This window comes from Sphingomonas immobilis, assembly GCF_030580995.1.
Lineage (GTDB): Bacteria > Pseudomonadota > Alphaproteobacteria > Sphingomonadales > Sphingomonadaceae > Sphingomonas > Sphingomonas immobilis.
In genome coordinates, this window is sequence record NZ_JAUQSZ010000018.1 from 1 (window position 1) to 25486 (window position 25486).

General features: G+C 64.5%; 20 protein-coding genes. 7 read left to right on the forward strand and 13 right to left on the reverse strand.

Annotated elements, in window-relative coordinates; translation table 11 throughout:
• A partial coding sequence (locus Q5H94_RS19800; protein WP_304562989.1) for an FG-GAP-like repeat-containing protein occupies nucleotides 1-2627 on the reverse strand: 2627 nt, incomplete at its 3' end.
• 581 nt (nucleotides 2628-3208) lie between these two features.
• On the opposite strand from Q5H94_RS19800, the gene Q5H94_RS19805 reads away from it, so the two are divergent.
• From Q5H94_RS19805 to Q5H94_RS19815, 3 genes are all read left to right on the forward strand, one after another.
• Nucleotides 3209-4051 carry a methyltransferase domain-containing protein gene (locus Q5H94_RS19805; RefSeq protein ID WP_304562990.1) on the forward strand — a complete coding sequence of 281 codons (843 nt, stop codon included), beginning with the start codon at nucleotides 3209-3211 and terminating at the stop codon, nucleotides 4049-4051.
• A 108-nt stretch (nucleotides 4052-4159) separates the two neighbouring features.
• Nucleotides 4160-4525: a hypothetical protein gene (locus Q5H94_RS19810; protein WP_304562991.1), complete on the forward strand. Its 366-nt coding sequence runs from the start codon at nucleotides 4160-4162 to the stop codon at nucleotides 4523-4525.
• Nucleotides 4522-5151, forward strand: a complete 630-nt coding sequence (locus Q5H94_RS19815) for a hypothetical protein (protein WP_304562992.1) — start codon at nucleotides 4522-4524, stop codon at nucleotides 5149-5151. Before Q5H94_RS19810 ends, Q5H94_RS19815 begins: the two co-directional genes overlap by 4 nt.
• Here Q5H94_RS19815 and Q5H94_RS19820 read toward each other — a convergent pair.
• Nucleotides 5126-6478 carry an O-antigen ligase family protein gene (locus tag Q5H94_RS19820; protein ID WP_304562993.1) on the reverse strand — a complete coding sequence of 451 codons (1353 nt, stop codon included), beginning with the start codon at nucleotides 6476-6478 and terminating at the stop codon, nucleotides 5126-5128. The two genes, Q5H94_RS19815 and Q5H94_RS19820, sit on opposite strands and share 26 nt — an antisense overlap.
• Before the next feature lie 205 nt (nucleotides 6479-6683).
• Between Q5H94_RS19820 and Q5H94_RS19825 the strand changes: the two genes are divergently transcribed.
• A complete protein-coding gene (locus Q5H94_RS19825) occupies nucleotides 6684-7796 on the forward strand; it encodes a glycosyltransferase (RefSeq protein ID WP_304562994.1) in 1113 nt (370 codons plus the stop codon).
• 67 nt (nucleotides 7797-7863) lie between these two features.
• Nucleotides 7864-9021: a glycosyltransferase gene (locus Q5H94_RS19830; RefSeq protein WP_304562995.1), complete on the forward strand. Its 1158-nt coding sequence runs from the start codon at nucleotides 7864-7866 to the stop codon at nucleotides 9019-9021.
• A 6-nt stretch (nucleotides 9022-9027) separates the two neighbouring features.
• Here Q5H94_RS19830 and Q5H94_RS19835 read toward each other — a convergent pair whose 3' ends face one another.
• The 11 genes from Q5H94_RS19835 to Q5H94_RS19885 all read right to left on the reverse strand — a co-directional run bounded on the left by Q5H94_RS19835 (nucleotide 9028) and on the right by Q5H94_RS19885 (nucleotide 23314).
• Nucleotides 9028-10449: an alkaline phosphatase family protein gene (locus Q5H94_RS19835; protein WP_304562996.1), complete on the reverse strand. Its 1422-nt coding sequence runs from the start codon at nucleotides 10447-10449 to the stop codon at nucleotides 9028-9030.
• A gap of 59 nt (nucleotides 10450-10508) precedes the next feature.
• The gene (locus tag Q5H94_RS19840) at nucleotides 10509-11690 is read right to left on the reverse strand and encodes a glycosyltransferase family 4 protein (RefSeq protein ID WP_304562997.1); all 1182 of its coding nucleotides are present in this window, start codon (nucleotides 11688-11690) and stop codon (nucleotides 10509-10511) included.
• A 42-nt stretch (nucleotides 11691-11732) separates the two neighbouring features.
• A complete protein-coding gene (locus Q5H94_RS19845; RefSeq protein WP_304562998.1) occupies nucleotides 11733-13910 on the reverse strand; it encodes a GumC family protein in 2178 nt (725 codons plus the stop codon).
• Nucleotides 13911-13938: 28 nt separating this feature from the next.
• Nucleotides 13939-15234 carry an outer membrane beta-barrel protein gene (locus tag Q5H94_RS19850; RefSeq protein ID WP_304562999.1) on the reverse strand — a complete coding sequence of 432 codons (1296 nt, stop codon included), beginning with the start codon at nucleotides 15232-15234 and terminating at the stop codon, nucleotides 13939-13941.
• A 71-nt stretch (nucleotides 15235-15305) separates the two neighbouring features.
• Nucleotides 15306-15683 (reverse strand): hypothetical protein, encoded by a 378-nt coding sequence (locus Q5H94_RS19855; RefSeq protein WP_304563000.1) that lies wholly within the window; start codon nucleotides 15681-15683, stop codon nucleotides 15306-15308.
• A 152-nt stretch (nucleotides 15684-15835) separates the two neighbouring features.
• A complete protein-coding gene (locus Q5H94_RS19860; RefSeq protein ID WP_304563001.1) occupies nucleotides 15836-16423 on the reverse strand; it encodes a polysaccharide biosynthesis/export family protein in 588 nt (195 codons plus the stop codon).
• Nucleotides 16424-16509: 86 nt separating this feature from the next.
• Nucleotides 16510-17157, reverse strand: coding sequence for a transglutaminase-like cysteine peptidase (locus tag Q5H94_RS19865; protein WP_304563002.1), 648 nt, complete (start codon nucleotides 17155-17157; stop codon nucleotides 16510-16512).
• Between the two features lie 201 nt (nucleotides 17158-17358).
• Nucleotides 17359-18627 carry an SGNH/GDSL hydrolase family protein gene (locus tag Q5H94_RS19870; RefSeq protein ID WP_304563003.1) on the reverse strand — a complete coding sequence of 423 codons (1269 nt, stop codon included), beginning with the start codon at nucleotides 18625-18627 and terminating at the stop codon, nucleotides 17359-17361.
• 119 nt (nucleotides 18628-18746) lie between these two features.
• Nucleotides 18747-19010, reverse strand: a complete 264-nt coding sequence (locus Q5H94_RS19875; protein ID WP_304563004.1) for a spike base protein, RCAP_Rcc01079 family — start codon at nucleotides 19008-19010, stop codon at nucleotides 18747-18749.
• Between the two features lie 93 nt (nucleotides 19011-19103).
• Nucleotides 19104-21659 carry a pre-peptidase C-terminal domain-containing protein gene (locus tag Q5H94_RS19880; protein WP_304563005.1) on the reverse strand — a complete coding sequence of 852 codons (2556 nt, stop codon included), beginning with the start codon at nucleotides 21657-21659 and terminating at the stop codon, nucleotides 19104-19106.
• A gap of 290 nt (nucleotides 21660-21949) precedes the next feature.
• Complete coding sequence (locus Q5H94_RS19885; RefSeq protein ID WP_304563006.1) at nucleotides 21950-23314, reverse strand: hypothetical protein; 1365 nt, start codon at nucleotides 23312-23314, stop codon at nucleotides 21950-21952.
• Nucleotides 23315-23476: 162 nt separating this feature from the next.
• Here Q5H94_RS19885 and Q5H94_RS19890 point away from each other — a divergent pair, with 162 nt between their 5' ends.
• A complete protein-coding gene (locus tag Q5H94_RS19890; protein WP_304563007.1) occupies nucleotides 23477-24643 on the forward strand; it encodes a glycosyltransferase family protein in 1167 nt (388 codons plus the stop codon).
• A complete protein-coding gene (locus tag Q5H94_RS19895) occupies nucleotides 24643-25473 on the forward strand; it encodes an aldo/keto reductase (RefSeq protein ID WP_304563008.1) in 831 nt (276 codons plus the stop codon). The genes Q5H94_RS19890 and Q5H94_RS19895 overlap by 1 nt, the downstream gene beginning before the upstream one ends.
• Nucleotides 25474-25486: the final 13 nt, after the last annotated feature.

Sequence of the window (25486 nt, forward strand, 5' to 3'; positions counted from 1 at the left end):
ACGCCGCCATCAACGAACGACATGCCGGCCGAGAGCCAGGTCGTCACCGCGCCATCGGCATTGCGCCAGAGAATGTCCGTCTTGCCATCACCATTGAAATCGCCCGTCCCGGCGACCGACCAACTGGTGCCCATCGGCCGCATGACGCTGTTGTCGGTGAACGCAGTCCCGTTCGACATCCAGGTGGCGACCGTGCCGCCGCTGTTGCGCCAGATGATATCGGCCTTGCCGTCGCCGTTGAAATCGCCCGTCCCGACGATCTGCCAGTCGTTGCCGATTTGCCGCGAGAATGCGGAATTGTCGGAGAAGCCGGTGCCGTTCGACAGCCAGTCGATCACCTGACCGTTCGCGTTGCGCCAGAGGATATCGTCCCTGCCATCGCCGTTGAAGTCGGCGATGCCGGCCACTTTCCAATCGGTCGAAAGCGAACGGATCGAGGCGGGATTCTCGGCAAAGCCGGTGCCGGTCGATAGCCAGTCGCTGATCTGCCCGGACTGCTGCCGCCACAGGATATCGGCTTTGCCATCACCGTTGAAATCACCCGAGCCGATGATGCTGAAGTCACTCGTGACGTTGCGCAGATACGTGGAGGCGGCCAGCGACGTCCCGTTGGAGAGCAGCATGCTCACGTCGCCATTGGCGTTGCGCATCAGGACATCGGCGCGGCCGTCGCCGTTGAAATCGTACGGCATCGCAGACGTGGGTATGCCAACCTTGCCCTGATCGGCCGCGACCTTGCCAGTCACCGCCGACGATTGCGACGGGACGCTAGCCGTGAAGGTATAGCCGTCGGTCGTGACCTTGAGGTTATCGTTGGAGATGCCTTTGAGGGTGATGGTATCGCCGGTTGCGAAGCTGATCTGGAGGTCGTTGCCGGTGTTGGTGAGCGTGGGTTTGTATCCGGCGTCGAGATACGCGGCGATGTCGAGGATGTCGGCCTCACCGCCCGCACCGAAGTCGGTGATCGTGTCGTGGCCCGCGCCCAGCCCCACCTTGAACACGTCCACCCCGCTGCCGCCGGTGAACGTGTCGTCGAACCGACCGCCGATCAGCACGTCGTTGCCCGCCGTGCCCGTCAGCACGTGCGTCCCGGTGTCGGCCACCACATTGTAGTTCGTCGCGTTGAGCTTGTACGTGCCCGTGCCGCCGTCGGCAGCCTCCACCACCACATAATAGGTGCCCGTCGCCGGCACCGTGAACCGCACCAGCGCATCGTTGCCCGAGCCGCTGTTGTCGTCGCTCGCCACCAGATTGCCGGCGGCGTCGTAGATGCTGATCCTGCCGTCCGCCAGCGTCCCCTGCCCCGAGCCCAGCCCGTTCAGCGTGATCCGCGTGTCGGCACCCTTGGCCAGGTCGATCGTGAAGTAATCCTTGTCGCCCGCCTTGCCGACCACGTCCGCCGCCTGGCCCCACAGCTGGAACGCATGGCTCGCCTGGTCGCCGCCCGACTGGTTGATGAACGAAAGCCCCGGCGCATAGCCCGTCGCCGTCGCCACCAGACCTTCGGCCTGCGCACCCTTCACCAGGATCGTCTCGCCGCTTGCAAAGCCGATCCGCACGTCGTCGCCAACATTGGTCAGCGTCGGCTTCAGGCCCGCGGTCAGATACTCCGATATGTCGATCGCGTCCTTGTCGCCGTTCGCGCCGAAGTCGGTGATCACGTCCTTGCCGCTGCCGCGCGCGAACACGAACGTGTCGTTGCCCGCACCCCCGGTCAGCGTGTCGTTGCCCGCACCGCCGATCAGGATATCGTTGCCGCCCTTGCCGTCGAGCACGTTGTCGCCCGCATTGCCGGTCAGCGTGTTGGCAAGATCGTTGCCCGTCCCCAGCGCGTTCGCCGCCCCGCTCAGCGTCAGCGTCAGCGCCTTTGCCGACAGCACCGCATCGACCGCACTCGACACGTTCAGCGCCGCCGCGCCGAACAGCGCCTTGAACGTATCCCCGGTCGCCCCGTACTGGCCGTTGTCGAGCTGACCCGCGAATGCCGAGTTGACGTCCCAGTACAGCTCGTACGCCACGTCGTGGCTGTCGAACCACTGTTTCACCAAGGTGACGAACGCGCTCGCATTCTCGGAGTTGACCCCCCACTCGCTGTACGCCGACTGCTTGCCGTGCGCCGCCGCGAAGGTCTCCAGCCACTGCAGGCCGTATTTGGTGTTCTTGTAATAGTTGAACGCCTGGACCGGATCCTTGATGCTCCAGCTCTGCTTGCTGTCCCAGTAGAAATCCATGCCGATATAATCGACGTACTTGTCGCCCGGATACGCCGTCGCCGGGTCCATCGTCCCGCCCACGTTGACGTTCCACTCGAACTTGAAATTGCCCGATACCGAGCGGAACGCATCGACGAACTGCCGGTAGGCCGCTGCATAGCTCGCCGGATCACTGGTCGCCGACCACGGCATCCAGCTCGCGTTGAACTCCTCGCCCACCCGCACGATGATGTCGCTGCCCGTCCCATACGCCGCCACCAGCTTCTGCGCCGCCTGCACGTAGTAACTGTTGTACTTGCCCGCCGCCGCATCCTGCAGCGTCCCCCCGTTCGCAAACATCGGGATCGTCCACCGCAACGCAGACGTCGCCGCAACCGACTTCATGTTGCCGATCTGCCACCCGATGCTGCTCACCCAGTCCGACCAGCTCGCCCGACCCGTGTTCGCCGCAACAATGTCCACACCCGCACCAAGCCACGCAGACGCACGACCCACCGCACTCGCATCGTTCCCTACATGAAATCCGTAAAGCGTCACTGACCCACCTCGATCGTCTTATCGAGAGCGTATCTACGCAGCAGGTCTTAAAGTGTGTTCAGTGTTAATAGTTAATTAGCATGTACTCATGGTAGTTAATGTATCGTTTTACATACTCTTGAGACAGTATAACTATCATTTCAATGTCGAAATAATCAAAGTTTATCTGAAATATCGACATGATTTAACGTGATTAATGAAATCATTATTCAAACAACGCATATAAATCCCGATAGTAAGCGCGGTGCATTTCGGTGGCAACGTCATCGTCCCGCTTTCGGCGTGAAATTTCGCCGACGAGCGATTGCGGCGGCGACGCCTTTCGCATACGCACAACGTGCCCGGCTTACGGCGTCTTTACGGGCCGCGCGCAACATCCGGGGGCTGAAGTGGTCGCAGTACGCAAAGCCAGGGTGAACTGGATCGCCAAGGCGGTCGCTTTCAATCTTTTCGATAAAATGCCGGCAGGCCAAAAGGTCTATTACCTTTTCCAGCGCTACGTCACCAAATCCTATCCGCGCCCGCTCTCTCCCACGATCGAGAGCGCGGAAGTCCAGATCAGCCACGCGCAGACGATCGTCGCCACGCGCAGCGACGTGGGAACGCTGACTCTGCTGGAATTCGGCGCGGGGTGGGATCTCTACGCGAACATGGTCTATTATTGCTACGGCCTCAATCACCAGATCGCGATCGACGTGCGCCGCTGGGCGCGCGCGGAAACGATCAACGCGGTGATCGCGCATCTGCAGAAAGATCCGCCCCCCGGCTGTATTCGCGTGCCGGAAGCGCCAGTCAGCGACACTACTCTCGATGCCGATCTGGAACGCCTCTACGGCATCCGCTACCTTGCGCCGTTCGACGGCCGGGCGACCGGGCTCACGGCAGGATCGGTGGACGTCGTCACCACAACGAGCGTGTTCGAGCATGTGCCGGAGCCGATCTGCGACGCTATCTTCGCCGAATGCCGCAGGGTGATCGCGCCAGACGGCATGATGCGCCACACGATCGACTATTCGGATCACTACGCGCACGCCGACCCGTCAATCACGTCGTACAATTACGTCCGCTTCGGTAGGCGCACCTGGACCCTCCTCAACCCAGGCATCCATTACCAGAACCGGCTGCGCACGCCCGATTTCATCCGGCTGTTCGAAAAGAACAGCTTTCGGATCGTAGCATGCGACGAATGGACCGGCGACGCTCAGGAGTTCGATCGCGTATCCGTCCACCAGGATTTCGCGCATTATGGCAGCGACACGCTCCGCGTACTCGGCGCGCACTTCCTGCTTCAGCCGATCTGACACTCGGGGCCGCCCGAACAGTGATTGCCGCACCGCACAAGATCATGTTAGCGCCTGTATTCGTGTTCGGCGAACGAAGGGCCGGGCGATGATTCTGGGACGCGCGCAATGAAGTTCGCCAGATTCTATGCGGCGTTGATGGGCCTCGCCAGTGTCGCGGTCACGGTTCTGGTCTGGCCCGTAAGCCCGCCAGCGGCGATCGTGCCGCTTGCGGCGGCGCTTGGCATCATCGTTCTTGCCGCCCTGCCGGCGCGTCGCCGCAACGGTCGCAAACGGCTGGTGCGCGGCTTTCCGATATTTTCGGGCGCGATGGGCGTTTCCGCCGTCATCGCCGCCATTATGACATTGATGCCGGCACCCCCGATTCTGTTCGTGGCGATCGCCGCGCTGGCGCTGTTCGGCTGGAAGCTCGCGGATCACCGCGCGCGGCAGCTGTCGATCAAGCTCCTCATGTTCGAGTATGTCAGGAATTGACCAGGCCGCGCCGCATCGTCCTGCCGCTGTCCGTCATCCTGTTGTCGCTCGCCGCGCTCGGTTGCGGGATCGTGGCGAGGAACGAGATCGCGCTCGCCGCGCTGATGCGCGCATCGGTGCCGGACAAGAACGGCGTTCCCAATCCCGACGCCCTCGGCGCGACGCTGGCGGGTGCGGATGCCTGTTCGTCGCCATGTTCTGCGCGCTACGAGCTGGCGATCGCGCGCGGCTATGCGGCGCTTGCCGACGGCGATACGCAGATGCGGATGGCGAAGGCCGGGTTGATCCACGCACGCCGGGCGATCGCCGCGCGGCCCGCCTGGGGCGAGGCGGAGGTGTTGCGCGCCTATCTCGCCGATACCGCCGGAGATGCGGGCGAGGCACGGCGCGCGCTCGCGGACAGCTACGTTCAGCCCTATCTGCGTCGATCCGCGTTGTGGCGGATCGGTTACGCAGCGCGCGACTGGGCGGCGCTCGATCCCGCCGTGCGCGAGGCAGTGCTGCGCGAGGCAGTCTGGTATGGCACGATCGAGCATGCCGACCGCCGGGCGGTGGAGAAGATATTGGGCGACAGCGCCGCCGCCGCGCGCTTCCAGCGGCTCATGCCGGCTGATCCCGAACCGTAAGCAGCGTCCGCTCCGCGCGACCGAGCACCAGCCCCAACATCGTCGCGGACATGGCGGCAACAGCCGGAAAGCTCAGCGCGATATCGATCATCGCGCACAGCAGGATCGCGGCGAGCGCGGTTACGAAGCTGGTGGTGATGGCATCGCCCGGCCCGCGCCGGGCAGCGCGGGCGACACGCCACAGGACGTACGCCACCGCAAGCGAGATCAGCGCAACATAGGGCCAACCACCCTCGATCGCCGCCTCGACCAGCGCATTGTGCGCCGCGCCGAAGCTCCACACGACGGGTGCGCTCTGCGGATCGAGCGATGCGAGATGCGCCGCCTCGAACGCACCCAGTCCGTAGCCGAACCACGGCGACGTCGTCGCCAAACCGGCGAAATGCGGAATCGCGAACATCCGCAGATCGAGATCGGTCGACGCGGTGCGAAAGCGCGTGAACACCGGCTCGCCGAAGATCAGCAGTAGCGCCACAACCGCCACGCCCAACGCCAGCATCGGTATCAAGGGATTGCGGTTATGCGACCGCAACAGATCGCGCGCCGCACCTGCCAGGCTGATCAACGTCGCCGCCATCAACACGACCAGCACGAAGCGCGATCCCGTCATCGCGCAGGCCGCCGTCGCCATCGCCGCCGCGAACGCGACGACGACGGTATAGCTGATGTGCAGCGTCGTTCGCGCGCGTGACCGCGGCTTCAGCAAGACACGTAGCCGCCCCCATGCGACGATGGCGATCACGGCGAAAACGCAGGCTGCGACGTTCGCGTTAAACATCGTGCCGCTGAAGCGCGGCCGCCAGTCCGCCCGCGCAATGCCCCATACCGCGCCTGGATTTTCCTGCAGCATCCACAGCGACAACAGCACGTAGGCAAGCCCGAACACGACGAACAGATCGCAGAAGCGCCGCGTCGCGCCGACACCTGACCCGATCGCGACGCCGATCACGACGCAGGCGACGAACCCAACGAATTTCGCAAGCTCGAGCGGCAGCAGGTCCGGCGCCGGACGCGGAACCGCCGACCCCGCCAGCCCGGTCGCGGGGAGAGCCGCCCACAGCATCGCCAGCAGCAAAAGGCCGACGCAGGGCAGCGCCCGCACCAGGATCGATTCGGCAGGTCGCATCAGCAGCAGCACGACCGGTGCCAGCACGGCGGCGGCGGCGGCGGCGCACGCGGCGAGCGCCGCCGAATCTCCACCGAGCGCGAGCATCTGCGCATATAGCAGCGCCACCGCGATCAGCACCGCCGCGGAACCGGCAAGCGGCAAGCGGCGGCGGCGAATTTCATAGTCGTATAGCGGGCTGCCGCCAAATTGCCTCGCCATCGTCTCATCCCCTGCACGCATCTGCGCGGCGTCCCGATTCAGCACACGCCATGATGGTTGAGCAAGCAATCTCGCTTCCGCACAATGTAGAGAATGCGATGATCGATGGCTAAGTGGCGGGCGTGACGATATTAGGTCGCCAACGCGCGCGCCAAATGCTAGCTGCGTTGCAGCAAGGCAATGGGGATGTGCCGTGGTTTTCTTGATGCTGGGTTTGATCAGCGTATTGCTGTTCCTGCATCCTTACGTGACGTATCCCCTGTCGCTGCGTTTGTTCCGTTCCGTACCTATCCGGTTCGGTGATCGGAACGACCTGCCGACGGCGACGCTCGTCTTTTCCGCGTTCAACGAGGAAGCGAGCATGCCGGAGAAGATCGCCAACCTGCGCGCCATCCGCGAGGTTGTGCCGAACATCCAGTTCAAGGCCTATGTCGATCTCAGCACGGACCGCACGCTGGAGCTGCTGCAGGCCAACAGCGATCTGATCGACGTACACGCCGCACCTGAGCGCACCGGCAAGGCGCTGGGAATGCGCCGGCTGGTCGCACATTCGGATACGGAGGTGATGATCTTCACCGACGCCAACGTGATTCTCGACCCCGCGACCGTGCCGAACCTGTTGCGCTATTTCTCCGATCCGGCGGTGGGCGGAGTGTGCGGCACTCTGGTCTACGTCAACCCGGGCGAGAGCGCGACCGCCGAGGTCAACTCACTCTATTGGCGGCTAGAGGAATATATCAAGAAGAACGAGGCGCGTTCGGGATCGACGATGGGTGCCGACGGATCGATCTTCGCGACGCGCCGCGCGTATTATCCAGAAGTGCCCGCTCATCTGCTCGACGATTTCATCGTATCCATGTCGATCGTCTTTGCCGGCTTGCGTTTGGTCAGCGCGCCTGACGTATTGGCGTATGAGAAACTGGCCGAGAAAAGCTCCGATGAATTCCGCCGCAAACGCCGCATCGCCTGCCGCGCCTATTCGAGTCACCGGCACCTCAAGCCGCAGTTGCTGCGCATGGCACCGATCAACGGCTACAAATATGTCAGCCACCGGCTGATACGTTGGTACGGGGCTGCGCTGGCGGCGCTCAGCGGGCTGTTTCTCGTTCTGGCGACGCTGCAACTCGCAGGCCCGATCTGGGCTACGGCACTTGCGATTCTCGGCGTCGGAGCAGCGGGATTGCTGATCTATGGCGGCTTCGGCCCTCTGTCCAAAATGTCCGAAATGGGACGAGCCATCTGGGCAACCATGCTCGGCGTTATGGACGCGTGGCGCGGGAAACGGTATCAGACCTGGCAGCCTGTCCAGACTAGGTAGTGTTCCGTACTTGCCTCGGAAGGACAAAAGCCATTTCGCTGGCTGCGTGTAGTAAGGGGTCGAGGCGTTGGTTTGGTTGGGGACGCTGCTCGTATCGCTGATACTCTTCGCATTCGCGGCGCATCCGTTTTTCACCTATCCGCTATCGTTGTTCTTCATCGGCACGAAGAACCGCCCCGTCGCAGCCTCCGATCCTACATTCCGGCCGACGCTGGCACTGTGCATGTCGGTGTTCAACGAATCCCGCGTTATCGTCACCAAGATCGAGAACATGCTGGTCATGGCCGAACGCTACGGCCCGGCCACGATCCACGTCTATGTCGATGGCGCGACCGACGATACGCCTGAGCTGCTGCGCGCTTACGCCGACCGGATCGATCTGGTCGTCTCGAACGAGCGCAAGGGCAAGACCGCCGGGCTCAATGTGCTGGTCCCGCGTTGCGAAAGCGAACTGATCGCCTTTACCGACGGCAACGTCATCACGCCCGCGACCGGGCTGGTCGATCTGGCGGCCCATTTCCTCGACAAGAGCGTCGGCTGCGTCACCGCCAAGCTGGTCTACACCAACGAGGACGAATCGCCGACCAGCGCGGCGGGCTCGCTCTACTGGCGGCTCGAGGAAGCGCTGAAGCGCGTCGAGAGTGCGACCGTGGGCGTGATGGGCGTCGACGGGGCATTCTTCATGGTTCGCCGCGCGCTGTACCAGCCGGCGCCGTCGCATCTGATCGACGATCTTTACGTCTCGCTCATGATCCTCGCCGCCGGCCACCGTGTCGTCACCGCGGAGGAAGTGATCGTGCGTGAGCGCAGCGCGGTCTATTGGCGCGAGGAATATCGCCGCAAGCGCCGTATCGCTTGTCAGGCCTGGAACGTCCACCGCACCTTGTGGCCTGTCCTGCGGAAGATGCCGCCGATGATGCGCTATGCCTATGTGTCGCACCGGCTGATCAAGTGGCTGTCGCCGTTCCTGCTAGCGCTGTCGGGCATCGCCTTTGCGGCGGCAATGGTCACGCGCTTCGGCTGGGGGAACAGCCTCGTCGTCCTGCTCGTGCTGTCGGCCCTGTTCGCGATCGGCGTGTTGCTGCGCCTGAAGCCTGTTACGATCGCCCTCAGCGCGATCACCAGCTTGGCGGGCGTCGCGGCCGGCGTTCTCGAAGCGACCTTCTCGCGCCACACCTACACCGTATGGGCGCCCGCCGCCTCGATCCGCCAGACCGCGGACTGAGGCGCGTCAGGCCGCGCGCAGTTGCGCGGTGGCCGGGACGACAACTTCCGGCATCGGCGGCATCGCGAACGCCACGGGCGCATCGACGCCGCACAGCGCGAGCACCGTCGGCGCGATCTCCTGCAGCGAAACGGATCGCTCGATCACGCTCGGTGCGACGCCCGGCGTACGGATCCACAGGATGCCGTCGCGGTGGTGCATGCCGCTCTTCACGCCGCTGTCGATAGGGTAGAACAGATCGGCGAAGCGGCGCGGCTCATTGCTGCCGCCCGCCACGATCAGGGCATCGGCCGCAGGCGGCGCGATGACGTCACAGCCGGCATAGAGCTCGGCTTCCGTCCGCCGCACCTTGAGCACCGGCTTGCCGTCGATCGTCAGCGTCGCGAGTTGCGCCTCGGCAGCTTCGGCAGCGGCCGCATCGGGGAAGTAGAGGCGGAATTCCTCCGCCATAACCGGCGCGATCGTATAGGGTTCGGCAACGCCCGCGAAGCGTAGCAGCGCGGCGGTGTCGAGCGGCTTGAACAGCATCTTGCCGCCATCCTCGTCATAGCCGGTCAGCGGCTGCTGGCCGAGCGCAGTGCAGAGGATGACCGTGGTATCCGGCCCCGCCATCTGCAACGTACGATCGAGCAGCGCGTCCATTTTCTGATAGCCGAACAGCATCGCATCGCCATATTCCTGCTGCGCGCCGTCATCGGGGGCGAGCGCGAAAGCGGCGGGATCGTAATTCCGCCAGTAATAATGCTGATAATGCGCGGTGCTGTTGAGGAAGAAGGTCGCCAGCGCCGGGCGCAGCCGCTGATAATCGTGGCGGAACACGTCGAACATCAGATCGTCGAGCACCGCCGCACGGCGCCATTTGCCCAAGCCACTACGTTCGCCAGCGAGCTGGCGGATGGCATCGGTGACGGTGCGCAGCGACAGGCCGTGCGACACCATGAAGCGCACGAAACGCAGATAGTCCGACTTGGCGAGCGGCGGCTTGTCGCGCGTATATTCCTGCACATAGGTGCGCACGAAATCGAAGAAGGCGGCAAATTCGGTTTCCGGGATCGGGCGTAGGCCGGTCGACCAAGGATCGGGCAGGACGTGGCCGCGGATGGCGTTGCCGCGCACTGCGGCGTTCATGCTGCCGCACACCCAGACCGCCCGTCCGGCGTCTGAGATCATGTCCCAGATGCGCGGCGCCTCGAGCTTTGGCCCGTCGCCGAGATCGAACACCTTGTGGTCAGCATAGCTGAGGCCGGTATGCACCGTGACCCACTGGATCCACGGCTCCAGATACGGCGGATCCTCGCCCGCGTCGGTGACGGCGGCAACGCTTTCGTCGCGCAACCGCTTGAACGCGGGCAGATGCCCCTGCGCGATGAAGCGATCCATCACCGCGGGTGTCAGTTCGTTGAACTCGAGAAGGATGACGTTGCTCATGCGCGCCTACCGAAAAGCCTCTTGGTGTCAGCCATACACGATCATGCTGCGCTGCGATATCACCGAGATACGGCCTTACCGCGCGCAGTGATAAGATTTCGATACAGCTCGGCGGTACGGATGCCGATAGCGTCCCAGCCGGTCGCCGCGAGTGCGCCCGGCGCGACCTTCCGCCCGACCGCATCGGCCAGCGCCGCCGCCAGCGTATCGATGTCGCCGGGCGGGATCAGCCGCCCGGTCTCGCCGTCGCGCAGCGTCTCGGCAAAGGCGCCGATGTCACTGGCGACGATCCATTTGCCGAGCCCGAGGATCAGGAACAGCACCCCGCTCGCGTCGATCGCGCGGTAGGGCAGCACGAAACTGTCCGCGCCCGCCAACAACGCCGCCATATCCGCATCGGAAAAGACGCGCGGCTCGAATCGCAGTGTCTTACCATCGATCCCAAGCTCCGCCGCCCGCGCCCGCAACGGAGCAAGATCGATCATCGGCTCTCCGGCGATCATCACCTCGATGCGGGCCCGCTGTGCCGGATCGAGCCTGCCCAGCGCCTCGACCAGCAGGTCGGCGCCCTTGTAATGTTGAAGCCGCCCGAACAGCACGATCCGCCAGCGCGCACCACGCGCCTGCGGTTCCGCCGCGCCGGCCAACGGCAGCGGGCCGTGCGGGATGACGTGGATGCGCTCAGCCGGTGCGCCCGCACCGATCAGGCTCGCGCGGCCGCTTTCCGTATGGACGATCAGCGCATCGGCAACATCGAACAGCCGTTCGAAACCGCGTGTGCGCCAGGCATTCATCGCCTTGCCGTTGAAAGGCTGGGTATCGTGGACGGTGAACACCACCGGACGGCGCGTGCGGATTTGCCCCAGCGCAAATGCGTCGATCGCCGGCACCATCGCCCATTGCACATGCACGACGTCGTAGCGCCGCGCGAGGTGTACCATGCGCGCGAGGCCAAGCGGATGCTCGGCCGCCTTCAACAGTCGCGACAGCGGGCGTTCGCTACGCGGGCCACCGCGCTCGCTCACCGGATAGAAGAGCGCGGTCTGCGCATCGGAAGGCAGTTGTATGCCTTCGCCCGCGCGCAGCCGCCGCGTCAGCCAGTGCGCCTCCACACCCGCCGCGACGAGTCCATTGTGGAGCGCCGTGTCGTACGGTTGCGTGAAGAAAGACGAATCGACCAGCAACGCGCGGATCGGGCGACCGGCGCCTGCCATCGACGAACTGCCGCCCTCACCGCTCATGGGCGTCTCAGCCAGCGCCGCGTCCGAAGCCCGGCTGCCGCCTCACTCCTGACGGTAGTTCTGATAGTATTTGTAATAATAGGCCGGATTGTCGCTGCCCGAGCCCTGCGCCGCTTTCACGCTCATCATCGAAAGCACGGCGCCGAGCAACGGGACGCGATCCTTGAGCAGCATGTTGACCGCGTTGCGCACCGCGCCGCGCGGCGTGTCTTCCCAACGGATCACCATCACCACCGCGTCGGAAAGCCCGGCCAGCGTGCGTGCCTCAGCGACTGCGAGCAGCGGCGGCGTATCGAGCAGGATCACGTCGTACCGCGCCTGCAGCGCATCGAGCAGCTTCTGCATTGCGGGGCCGCTGAACAGATCGCGCGGGGTGAACGAAGGCTCGTTGACCGGCAGAACGTCGGGGCTGTCGTCGTCGGTACGCACCAGCGCCTGCTCCAGCGAGGCGGTGCCGTTCAATACCTCGATCAGGCCGGCATCCTGCTGCTGGTTGAGCGTCTTGCCAAGCGAACCGCGCCGCAGGTCGCAATCGACCAGGACGACCTTGTCGCCGCTCATCGCCATGATCCGGCCGAGCGCCGCCGACGTGGTGGTCTTGCCCTCGCCGGGCACCGACGAGACGATCGAGATCACCCGCTTCGGCTTGTCGACGTGGAACATCGCCTCATTACGGATCGTGCGCAGCGATTCGGCATAGGTCGACATCGGACGCGCGACGACATAGTCGGCCGGCGTCATGGCAGCGCCGCCCTCGCCGCCCAGGCGCCGCTTGGTCAGCAGGGGCAGCGACGTCAGCAGCGGGATGCCCAGCGTGCGCTCGACATCGTCGACGGTGCGGATGCCGGTCGACATCAGTTCGAGCACAAGCGCCGCAAGCACGCCGAGTATCGCGCCGAGCAGGACGCCGAACAGGCCGAACAGAATCCGGTTCGGCCAGGTTGCCCGCGCCGGAACGGCGGCGCGCTCGACGATCGTTCCCTGCGGCTCGGAGCTGCGCGTTTCCTGGTTGGTCTGCTGGGCGGTCGCGGCAAGCTGGTTGTAGATAGTCCGCTTCGCTTCAGCCTCACGCGCAAGGCTGTCGGCGGTGACGGCTGCGCGCGTGTCGCCGGCCTGCTCGGACTTCAGCCGTGCGAGCTGCGACCGCAGGCTGCTGGCACCGGCTTCGGAAGCGCGTGCATCCGCCTCGAGGCCACCGATGATGCGGCGGGCTTCGGCGTCGATCTGACGGTCCACGCCGGAAAGCTGCTCGGCGATGCGGATCGATTCGGGATGCTTGGGGCCGTAGCGTGCGCTGATCTGCGCACCGTCGCGGGCAAGTTCGGCGCGCTGGCGGCGCAGATCGGCGATCACCGTCGATCCGAGCACCTGCGAGATCGCCTCGGTCCCGCCACGCGCCATCTGGGCGCGCGCCGCCGCCACGTTCGCGCGCGCGGCGGCAGCCGCGGCCTCGGCCGTGGCGAGCTGGTTCGACAAAGGCGCGACCTGCTGGTCGGTGATCGTGCCCTGAGTACCGCCCTGCACAATGCCGGCCTGCGAACGGTATTGCGCGACCCGCGCGTCGGCGGCCTGCACCTCGGCGCCGAGCGTGCGCAGCCGCTCCTCGAGCCATTTCGCCTGGCGGCCGGCCGTGCCGGTGCGACGATCGACGCTGCTCTGCAGATACTCCTCGGCATAGACATTCGCGATCGCTGCCGCTTTTTCCGCCGATTCGGACCGGAATATCATCTGCGCGATATAGGTGTCGGGCTCGCGCAGGACGCTCATCCGACCCTGCACGCCCGCGACGACACCGTCAGGCACCGGCGCATTGGCCGCCGGCGCCGCTTCACCCTTGGCAAGCATCGGGTTGAATTCCGGATCGCGCGCCAGATTAAGCCGCTTCGCGACCGCCTCGGCGATGTCGCGCGAGCGCATGATCGAGATTTCGCTGTCGATGATGCCGTTCTCGGGCTGCGTGTTGGTCGCGTTGTTGTTTTCGATCGTGGTCATGTTGCGCGGGCTGATGCGCAGCCGCGCGACCGCATCGAATTGCGGCGTAATCAGCAGCGACACCGCGACCGCCGCCATCGCGACTATGACTGTGATGATGACGACGAGCGGCCAGCGCCTCCGAACCAGCGCGATGAGCGCCGCGAAGTCGAGCCCCGCCGACGTCTGCGGGACACCGGAGAGTTCGGCTGCGGAGAGAGCGCGGTCAGATGTCGCTTGAACGTTCATTTACTGTCCTTGGCCGGAACCGGCCATATCAGAGCTGAAAGGTGAAACCGACGGTGCCGCGGGTCTCATCGAAAATCTGACCGAGCGGCGCCCCTTTCGAATCACGAGCGATGTGCGAGATCCCGGCGGAGATACCCATCTGATGGTTGAGGAGATAGTTGCCGCCGCCCGAAATGGTCCACAATTTGTCGCGCCGCGTGATCCCGCTGAAATCGTCCCATTCGACGCCGCCATCGACGTTGAGCAAAACATTGCGCAGAAGCTCATGGTCGATACGGACACGCCCGGACGTCGCGAAATAGCCGCCCGAACCCGGCGTGACCGCGTCCTCGATCGTGCGGCGGCCGGTGAAGGTCACGGTCGTCAGCTGTGTCATGAAATATTCGATGCGAATATCGCCGGCAACGCCCTCGATCGTCGGATAGACCGGCGAATCATAGACCTGCTTGGTGTAGCCGAGACCAAACCAGCCGCGCACCACTGCGGTCAGATCGAACGTAGCGCCGCCGAGCAGGCGAAAGCCCGTCGAATCACGGTTCTGTGCGCCGCCGAGCGCGCGGCCGGTGTCATATTGCGTGCCGAAAATCGATGCCTGGACAAAAGCCGAGGTGCCCGGCGTCGCCGCATATTCCAGCCGGATCGCGCCGCGCTCGGTCGCACGGTCGCGGGTTTTCTGATCGACGATGCCGCCGATGATCGACGGCGTGTTGACGAAATCAATCTTGTTGTAATCGGCAAAGCCGACCAGCCGCATGCGCGCGCCCTGATACGCGCCGCGCAGTTCGCCGGTCTTGATCACGTACGGAACCGACGCGGCGGTATTTGCTGTGAACGACCCTGAAATCTGCGACTCATAAGCGCGCCGCACGCGGCCCCGTGCGGCAATGTAGCTGTCGCCGATGTTGAGCTTGCCGGCGACGCCGAAGCGGTAACCGTCCTCGTTCTTGTTGTCTGCGGTCGCGAAGCGGCGCAGGCTGGCACCGGCGTCGACGGAGATCGAATGCCGTGACCAGTCCGACTGCGCGGTGATCGACGGATCGATCGTGAAGAACCCGTCGCTGACCGGATTGTTCGTGAAACCGTAGACGTTGTCCGAGTAACCCGCGCCTAGCGTGATCGACGGATAGTAGACCATGCTGCCGCCGCGGATGCCGGCCGCCTCGTAGTCCGGGCGCGGTCGGTCGCGAACACTGACGTTGTCGCCGCGCACCACCTCGAACGGGATCTCGGAATCGAGGAAGCCGTTGCCGACCGTTTGCGCCTGCGCACCGGTCGCGCCGAATGCGGCCACCGAGAACGTTATGAAGGCAGCGGCTTTTTTCACTTTAGGATCCCCCGATCGTGGATTTTCGTTAACTGCATCACGCAATTAACCGCGATTGGCGGCGCAGTCGATTAGGGCGTGTAATCGGCCGAACCGCCGACGCTGAACGACGGCAAGCCGGATCCCACCGGACCACCCGACGCAAGCGCCGCGGTGCCCGAACCGCAGTGCGTCAGCGTGTCGGCCAGCCGCTTCGCCGCGGCCTTGGCCGCAGGACTCAGGCCACCGACCCGCGCAAGCGCCTGCTGCTGGATCGTGCAGTTATACGGCGATTGATCGAGCAGCGCAGCGAACTGCGCCTGATACATATTCGTCGGCGTTCCGTCCGGCAGCCGCTGTGCGACGACCGTAATCTGATTTGCAAGCGCATCGACCTGCGCTTGATTGGGATCGTTGGCGCCTTGCCCGAACAATAGCATTGCGCCCAAAAACAACACGGGGCTGGCCATTTCACGTCTCCGTCGTCTTGCAGTGCAGCAAAACACAATACACAAGCGTTACAGATTTTCTACTAAATAACGCGACATCCTAGCGCCGTACGATCCGTATCGGAACATTCGGGACGTTTACTGCGCCCCTTAACGTCCCCACTTGATCAGGATCAGAACAATCGTTCGCCGATGCGGATGGTATCGCCCGGCTGAACGAGCAGATGGGAGGTGAGTCGAATGCGCTGCTCCTCGGTCGTTCCTGCACGTTTCAGAAACACGTATTTCTTGTTGGCGCGGTACGTGAAGCCTTCTGCCTTGGCGATCGCATTCACGACCGTAAGCCCTGAGGAATAGGGGTATTCGCCAGACTTGCTGACCTCGCCGAGGATGTAGAAAGGGCGGAATGTAAGCACGTCGATCGATATGCGCGGATCGATCAGATACCCGTCGCCGAGCTTTTTCTCGAGCCCGCGGGCGAGCTCGGTCGCGGTCAGGCCCTGGGCGCGCACGTCGCCGATCAGCGGAAAGGAAATGAAGCCATTGCTATTGACCGGAAATTCGCCGGTCAGCTGCGTCTCGTTATAAACTGTGATGCGCACGCGATCGGCCACGCCGAGCACGTAATCAGGGCTGCCGTTGTCGGCCGCCGCCTGCACCGCGGCGGAGGGAGCGGGCGGAGCCTCGGCCGCCTTCTGCGCAAACGCGCCGGCCGGGGCGAACAAAACAGCAAAAAACAGGATCAACCAAATACGCGCCATGCCGATTCCGCTTTCACTCTGACTATCCGGCGTACCCGATATTGCAGTGCACCTTAACCTAGTCTTGCCGGGATAGCGTGCGGCGGTCAATCGGAAGTCGGCGTGCGCACCCGCATCGCGGCGGTCTGCATCGGTGCCGCAGCGGCGGTCATCGGCACGGCGCTTGTCCATACGTTCCAGTCGGCGCGCGACTGGCGGCTCACCCAGGTATAGGGCGATTTCTGCCAGCTCTCGAGCTGGGCGAAGCGGCTGTCGAGCACGATCTCGCGGCGCTCGGTATGCGCGACCAGCACCGCGTGCAGGCCGATATCGCTGCGATAGCCGACCGCGAAATACAGATCCTCGGCCGGAAAGCCCGCCTCGACCAGCCGGATGCGCTTCTCGATCGCAAGGTCTTCGCAATCGCCCGCAGCATCCTTGCCCATGCCGGTCCGGCGCCAGACTTCGGCACGGCCGGTCGTCTCGTAATCGCTGCGCTGGCGGACATGGCGGTTGACGCGGCTGTTGACCTTGCGGATCAGCTTGACGCGGTCGGCATCGGACAATGCCAGTTGCGATTCACCCTGCCCCGCCATTTCCTGACAGAGGCTCGGATCGGAGCTGCACATTTCGGTGAAGCCGCGCGGGGTCGCATAGTCGTCGATCGGGTTCGCGATCGGCACCGGCACGACCGGACGCAGCACGACCGCCGGCCGCAGCGACGGCTGTTCGGACAGTGCCGGATCGAACGGCATGAATGCCGCCGGCATTACCGTTTGGGTTAGTAAGCAAGCCATCGCGCCGCACAACATCGCACGCCTCCAGATCAATGAAGGCGGCAGTAACCGGGACAGATGTAAGTCCCGCGAAGAGGGCTGGTTAATCGAACGCCAACCATCCCGCGCACAAGGACGCACCGGAGTACGGCCTCATGCGCGGATAGTGCAAAGCCGATATCAGGCGGCGGAAATGGTCGCTGTTCTCATCGCCCAGCCGGCATCCGCCTGGATTGCGGCATAGGCGACATCGCTTTCATGCGTGCCGTCGAGCGTGAAGTTCGGCTTCCACAGCCCGGAATTGCGGGCGCTCTCCACCGTATCGGCGACATCCCAGCAATCGAAGAACGGCTGCGGCACGCCACGCTTCCACGTATTGACCGCGACGCGCACCGCATTGTTGGCGTGTGTCGTCTGATTGGCGAGGCTCGCCCAGCCGTCGGTCGAACTGGTCACCGGCGGCGTGGTCGACACGATGATCCGCGCATTGGGGAAATAGCCGGCGATCGCCGTCAGATCGGCCTGAATCTGCGCGGCGGTACGCCCGGCGGTCACGTCGTTGATGGCATGTTCGAGTACGATGTACGGGCAATAGCGCAGGATCTCGACCTGCCGCGCATGGCTCGCCACGAACTGCGCGGCCTGCGTGCCGTAGACGCCGCCGTTGAGCGCCGCGTAGCCCGCCGTCGCCAGCCCACGCGCGATCTCGCCGACATTGCCCGATGCGTCGAAGCTCGCCGTGCTCGATGTCGTGATCGCGCCCGCCGAACGGCTGTCGCCGACGATGCCGAAGCTCGGCCGCCGCGTCCGCGCCAGGATCGCGGCCGGATAGCTGCACAGCCCCGCCGCCTGCGCGGTGGAAACCTGCGTGCCGCTCAGCGTCTGGTCGGCGATGCCCGATGCCGCGTAACCGAACACGTCGATGCCGAAGCCACGGTCGGTCTGGTCCGAAATCGTCGAAAAGACGATGCCCGACGCATTGGTCACGTAACGGCGGATCGCAAACAGCGCCCCCTTCGGGATGCTGACGGCGACGAAATCCGAAAACAGGTTGGTATTGGTCGCCGCCGATCCGGTGCCCGCCCCGCCCCATGTCACCGCCGTGCAGGTGTTGAGCGGATATTCGATCGCGGCGGTCACGCTCAGCGTCCCGCCGGTGCCGGTCTCGGTGCCGGCGTTGCTGTACCAGTTCGCCTCGACGATCTGCAGCGCGGAAATATCGTCGAGCGCGCGGTGATACGTGCGCGCCATCATCTGCTTGGGTGTGGCGGAATAGCCGCGCGCGAATGCGCACCGCGTCGCGACAGGCGCGATCGCCGCCGGCCGCGACAGCGCGGCGATCTGCCCGGCGGTCACCGCGGCATTGGCGCCGCTCCGGATCGCGGGCAGCCGCTCGGCTCCGCTCAACGCCGGGCTCAGGGGAAGTTCGGAAATTCGGATCTGGGGCATGGATTACTCCGCGATGAGAAGGGCGCCGGCTTCGGTCGCCAGCATGACGTTTTGTGCGAGCAGCAGGACGCACCGGATTCGTGCCGGCAGCGACGCGAGGTCGATCGCGAGGCGCAGCATCATCCGAGCGCCAGGATGCCGGTCGCGGTCGTGCCCGTCGCGCGCACCGCGATCGGCCGCACCGGCAGCAGCGTGCCGTCGGGAATGTTGCTCCACACGCTGTCGGCGGCATCGTCGGGCAGGCGCAGCGTCAGCGAGCCGCCGCTCCCGACGAACAGCGCGCGCGGGCGGAAGTCGAGCGCCGCCGCATCGGAAGGCGTGATCGCCAGCGCGCGCGTCACCGGCGAGCCGATGCCGCTCGAATAATCGCGGAAATCGTCCATGAAGACTCCTATGTTCGTGTTTTGTTCCATAAAAAATGCGACCCTTTCCGCAATGGAAAGGGTCGCCGATATGTACCATATAGGATAGTTATGTCAAGCGTGAACGAACCCATAGGCATTGCTCACCAGCTGGTTCGCATGAACGCCGAGCAGCTTGATCGAATCGCCGTTGCCGAAGCTGATGATCGTGTCATTGCCCTGGTCGGTCAGCATCGGCTTGAAACCGGCCTTCAGGAATGCGGTCAGGTTGAGCAGATCGTTGCCGTTGCCGAAATCGGTGATGACATCGTGCCCGGTGCCGAGGCCGATCGCGAAGGAATCGGCGCCGGCACCGCCGGTGATCGTGTCGTTGAACGTGCTGCCGAAGATCACGTCATTGCCCGCCGATCCGACGATACGGTGCGATCCGTCGTCCACCACCGTGTTGTACGATGTGGCGTTCAGCGTGTAGGTGCCGGTGCCGTTGTTCGCGCTCTCGACCACGACGTAATAGCTGCCGGTCGCTGGCACGACGAAGCGCGCCAGCGCGTCGTTGCCCGATCCGCTGTTATCGTCGCTGACGACCAGCTTGCCCGCGCTGTCGTAGATGCTGATCTTGCCGTCGGCGAGCGTGCCGATGCCCGATCCGCCCGCCGCGAGCGCGATCTTCATGTCGGTGCCCTTGGCAAGGTCGATCTTGAACCAATCCTTGTCGCCGGCTTTGCCGATCGTGTCGGTGGCGCTGCCCCACATCGCCAGCGAATTGCTGGTCTGGTCGTTACCCGAGCTGGTGAGGAAACCGAGCGGGGCCGACGCCTGGAAGCTGTAGCCCGCGCCGACCGCCTTGAGGTTATCGTTGGAGATGCCTTTGAGGGTGATGGTATCGCCGGTTGCGAAGCTGATCTGGAGGTCGTTGCCGGTGTTGGTGAGCGTGGGTTTGTATCCGGCGTCGAGATACGCGGCGATGTCGAGGATGTCGGCCTCACCGCCCGCACCGAAGTCGGTGATCGTGTCGTGGCCCGCGCCCAGCCCCACCTTGAACACGTCCACCCCGCTGCCGCCGGTGAACGTGTCGTCGAACCGACCGCCGATCAGCACGTCGTTGCCCGCCGTGCCCGTCAGCACGTGCGTCCCGGTGTCGGCCACCACATTGTAGTTCGTCGCGTTGAGCTTGTACGTGCCCGTGCCGCCGTCGGCAGCCTCCACCACCACATAATAGGTGCCCGTCGCCGGCACCGTGAACCGCACCAGCGCATCGTTGCCCGAGCCGCTGTTGTCGTCGCTCGCCACCAGATTGCCGGCGGCGTCGTAGATGCTGATCCTGCCGTCCGCCAGCGTCCCCTGCCCCGAGCCCAGCCCGTTCAGCGTGATCCGCGTGTCGGCACCCTTGGCCAGGTCGATCGTGAAGTAATCCTTGTCGCCCGCCTTGCCGACCACGTCCGCCGCCTGGCCCCACAGCTGGAACGCATGGCTCGCCTGGTCGCCGCCCGACTGGTTGATGAACGAAAGCCCCGGCGCATAGCCCGTCGCCGTCGCCACCAGACCTTCGGCCTGCGCACCCTTCACCAGGATCGTCTCGCCGCTTGCAAAGCCGATCCGCACGTCGTCGCCAACATTGGTCAGCGTCGGCTTCAGGCCCGCGGTCAGATACTCCGATATGTCGATCGCGTCCTTGTCGCCGTTCGCGCCGAAGTCGGTGATCACGTCCTTGCCGCTGCCGCGCGCGAACACGAACGTGTCGTTGCCCGCACCCCCGGTCAGCGTGTCGTTGCCCGCACCGCCGATCAGGATATCGTTGCCGCCCTTGCCGTCGAGCACGTTGTCGCCCGCATTGCCGGTCAGCGTGTTGGCAAGATCGTTGCCCGTCCCCAGCGCGTTCGCCGCCCCGCTCAGCGTCAGCGTCAGCGCCTTTGCCGACAGCACCGCATCGACCGCACTCGACACGTTCAGCGCCGCCGCGCCGAACAGCGCCTTGAACGTATCCCCGGTCGCCCCGTACTGGCCGTTGTCGAGCTGACCCGCGAATGCCGAGTTGACGTCCCAGTACAGCTCGTACGCCACGTCGTGGCTGTCGAACCACTGTTTCACCAAGGTGACGAACGCGCTCGCATTCTCGGAGTTGACCCCCCACTCGCTGTACGCCGACTGCTTGCCGTGCGCCGCCGCGAAGGTCTCCAGCCACTGCAGGCCGTATTTGGTGTTCTTGTAATAGTTGAACGCCTGGACCGGATCCTTGATGCTCCAGCTCTGCTTGCTGTCCCAGTAGAAATCCATGCCGATATAATCGACGTACTTGTCGCCCGGATACGCCGTCGCCGGGTCCATCGTCCCGCCCACGTTGACGTTCCACTCGAACTTGAAATTGCCCGATACCGAGCGGAACGCATCGACGAACTGCCGGTAGGCCGCTGCATAGCTCGCCGGATCACTGGTCGCCGACCACGGCATCCAGCTCGCGTTGAACTCCTCGCCCACCCGCACGATGATGTCGCTGCCCGTCCCATACGCCGCCACCAGCTTCTGCGCCGCCTGCACGTAGTAACTGTTGTACTTGCCCGCCGCCGCATCCTGCAGCGTCCCCCCGTTCGCAAACATCGGGATCGTCCACCGCAACGCAGACGTCGCCGCAACCGACTTCATGTTGCCGATCTGCCACCCGATGCTGCTCACCCAGTCCGACCAGCTCGCCCGACCCGTGTTCGCCGCAACAATGTCCACACCCGCACCAAGCCACGCAGACGCACGACCCACCGCACTCGCATCGTTCCCTACATGAAATCCGTAAAGCATCGACCCGCACCCCATTTGAGCATCACGGGTGCAGCACGTACAGTTCACCTATTAAGGTGCGCCGAGTATTAACGGTTAAGTGCGCCTGTGCGCACGCCCTTAATATCTGGTTTTACATACTTTAAATGATGTAGAATCAGAAGCTTATGAAAAACATATCACCGTTTTGGTTATACCGTCGCATGTTGCGTTGCAGCAGTTGCCGATGCCGGGCCTAGCCGCCGCAGCGGGCTTGGTCGCAGGCGATTCGGGATGGTCGGTCTGCGCATCGCGGGTGCGATGTACCGGGTAGGCACGAACAGGCAGGAGATGAGCAGACAATAATAGGTAACAAGCGGCACCATCGCCGCTCCGCCAAGCGCATCATATTGGATGAAGAACGCCCAGAACGCGATGAACGGCACGCGCGCCATGATCATGCAGGCGTGATACCAGAGCATCCACAACACCGCGACCGGAATGCCGTATTCCACCACCAGCTTGGTGAGCGGGTTGAGTGTATCCTGGATCAGGCGGTGATAGGGGCTCACCACGCCCGGCCCCACGCCGGTCAGCGCGAACGTCTTGGACGACAGCACCGTGTCGCGCGCGATCTCGAACGGAGCGACGAAGCGACCGTTACCGCTCGTGCCCGAATGCGAGAATTCCATCGTCCGGCCCATCGCATTCTCCGCGATGCCGGTGGTCATCGCCAGCCCGAACAGCAGCGGCACCGCCACGGCCAGCGCGACGACCTCCTTGAAGCGTAGGTAGAATACCGCGACCAGCATGCCGCACCCGAGCACGATCATGCCCGTGCCGCCGTAGGTCGAGAGCTGCGCCAGCACGATATAGGCAAGCCGCACCGGCCGCCGGAACAGCGCCAGCTCGATCAGCCCCGCCAGCGCCAGCACCTGCGACGCATAGGATGTCTCGAGCATGAAGAAGCCGTTCGGCTTGTACCAGTGCGAGAAGTAATTGATTTTCTGGACGTAATTGTAATTGTCGAACATCATCGACTGCGGGAGGTAATCCTCCATGTTGAGCATGCGCATGCCCGCCGCCTGCTGAAGCCACTGAAAATAGACGAACGATGCGATCACCAGCGCGAAGATCTCGAACCACAAGAGGATGCGCAGATACGCGAGCCGGCTGAGGTCGACCCGCATGCAGAAGGGTATGTGCAGGATGATCATGAACAGCAGCGACGGGATCGAAAACGCCGCATGGATCGGGCTTGCGAAAGTGATAACGATCATCAAAGCCGCAACGCCACAATACGCCAACGTCCGCACCGGCAGGAAATACGCCGATCCCCGCAACACCAGGAATACGCACAGCGCCGCCACTGCGAAGAAGCCGTATTCGATGTTCGCCGGCTGTAGTGCCAGCTTCTCGGTGAAGATCAGCAGGCCCAGCGCGATCGCCGCCGCGCCGACGATGACGCGTTCGTTGGCGTTCAGTATGGCTGCCTTGACCTCATCAACTTTATAGTCACGCCAGGGCTTCAGCAGTTGGGAAGACGCCGTGGCGCCGGCGGGGATCGCGATGGTCAAGACAGTGTCTCCGCCCGCTTTTCGGGTTGTGCAGGCGCGAACATAGCTTGCTAGCGTTCCGAAGGAAAGTTAGACACGCAGCCGCCCGGTCTTGCCGCGGGACGCGCTCGCCGCGGTTCGATCGATGGCGTCGCGGGGGCTCTATAGCGGAAAGTGCGGGACGTGTCGTTTCTGTGGCTCACACGCTTCCCGCCATATCCGCCCCTGCGCGGCGGTGCCCTGGATTACAGCAGGATGCTGCTCGCCAGCCTTGCGATGCAGGGCCCGGTGACGGGCCTCGCCTTCGTGCCAGAACAGCCCGTCGAACAGCCTGCCGACGGCGTAACGTGGGAGACGTTACCGCGTTCGATGCCGGGCAAGATCAAGAGCCTGCTCTCGCCGCTGCCCAATGTTGCAGCGCGCAATGTCGATACCGCCTACCTTCGCCGCGCGGTGGAGCTCGCGCGGTCGGCCGAAGCTGTGTTCGTCGATTTCATCGCCATGTCCTGGCTGGTCGAGCCGCTAAAGGCGGCGATGCGCGATTGGGCTGAACGGCCGCCGCTGATCGTCGTCACGCATAATCACGAACATGCCGTGCGCCTGCAGATGGTCCGCAACACCCGTTCGCCGGCGATGCGCGCGGCGCTCACGCTCGACGCCTGGAAGGCCGGCAGGCTGGAACGACGTGCCAATCTCGCGGCGAACGGCATCACCGCCATCACCGTAGCGGACCGCGATGCCTTCGCCCGTGACGCCGCGACCCCGTCGATCACGCTGCCCCCCGCTTATGGCGGCCCGGCCGCCGCCACGCGCACGATCGGCGCGGATACGCCCCGCGCCGCGATCATCCTGGGAAATCGCGATTCGCATCACAAGGTAATGGTGCTCGAACGCACGCTCGCCGCGCTCGACGCGGCCGGATTGCCGCGCGCCTTGCATCTGCAGGTCGCGGGCGGCGGCGACCTCGACGGCTTCGCCGCGCGCTATCCCGACATCGCCTTCCTCGGCTTCGTCGACGATATCGTCGCTTGCCTCGGAAAGGTGCGGCTGGGCCTGTTGACCGACGATATCGGCGGCGGCTTCAAGATCCGTGCGATGACCTATGCTGCGCTGCGCGTGCCGATGCTGGCGCTGCGCGAGGCGATGCACGGCATGGAGTTCGAAGAGGGGGTCCACTACATCGCCGTGGATACGCTGGACGAACTGGCGGCGCGCGCGGCGGTGCTGATCGACGATCTCGATACGTTGAACGCCGTTCAGGAAGCCGCCTTCGCCTTTGCCGAAGCGCGTTTCGCCCCCAGCGAACCCGGCCGCCGCCTCGCCGATTTCGTCGCCCGGCTCTCCGCCTGATGTCCGGCAGGCCGCTCACCCGCTCCGGTGCCGCCCTCTCCCGCCTCGGGCTGGGCTGCGGGCGTATCGGCTCGTTCAACAACATGGTGCCGCGCGCCGAGCAGGAGGCCTGCATCCGCACCGCCGCGGAGCTCGGCGTGAACCTGTTCGACACCGCCGACGTCTACGGCCAGGGCGACAGCGAGCGGACGCTCGGCCGCCTCCTCGGCAGGCAGCGCGACGACATCTTCCTCGTCACCAAGCTCGGCAAGAAATTCTCCGCCAAGATGCGGCTGCTGCGGCCGTTCAAGCCGATCCTGAAACCGCTCCTCGCGCGCGCCGGCAAGGGCGAGACGATCACCGCGCAGCGCGGCGACAATATCGCGCACGATTTCTCGCCCGCGCGCTATGCCGCCGCGCTCGACGCTTCGCTGGCGCGGTTGCGCTTCGATCAGGTCGATGCGCTGCTGCTGCACAGCCCGCCCGCCGCCGCGATCCGCGCACCCGGCGTGGCGGAGGCGCTCGCCGCCCTCGTCGCATCCGGCAAGGCGCGCTATTTCGGCATCTCCTGCGATGATGGCGATGCGCTCGACGCGGCGCTCGATCTGCCCGGCCTCGCCATGCTCGAACTGCCGATCGACCTGATCGCGGCCCGCGCCGCCGACGCGCGACTGGCGGCGGCGCGCGCGGCCGGCGTCGTCATCCTCGCACGCGAGGTAATCCGCCTCCAGCCCGCGCTCGCCCCGCTCGACGCGGTTCGCCTCGCCGGAGAACGCGACGACGTCGACACCATCGTCATCGGCGCGAGCCGGCCCGAGCGGCTGCGCGGCCTGATCGAAGCCGCCGGCTGAGCAGAAGAACAGG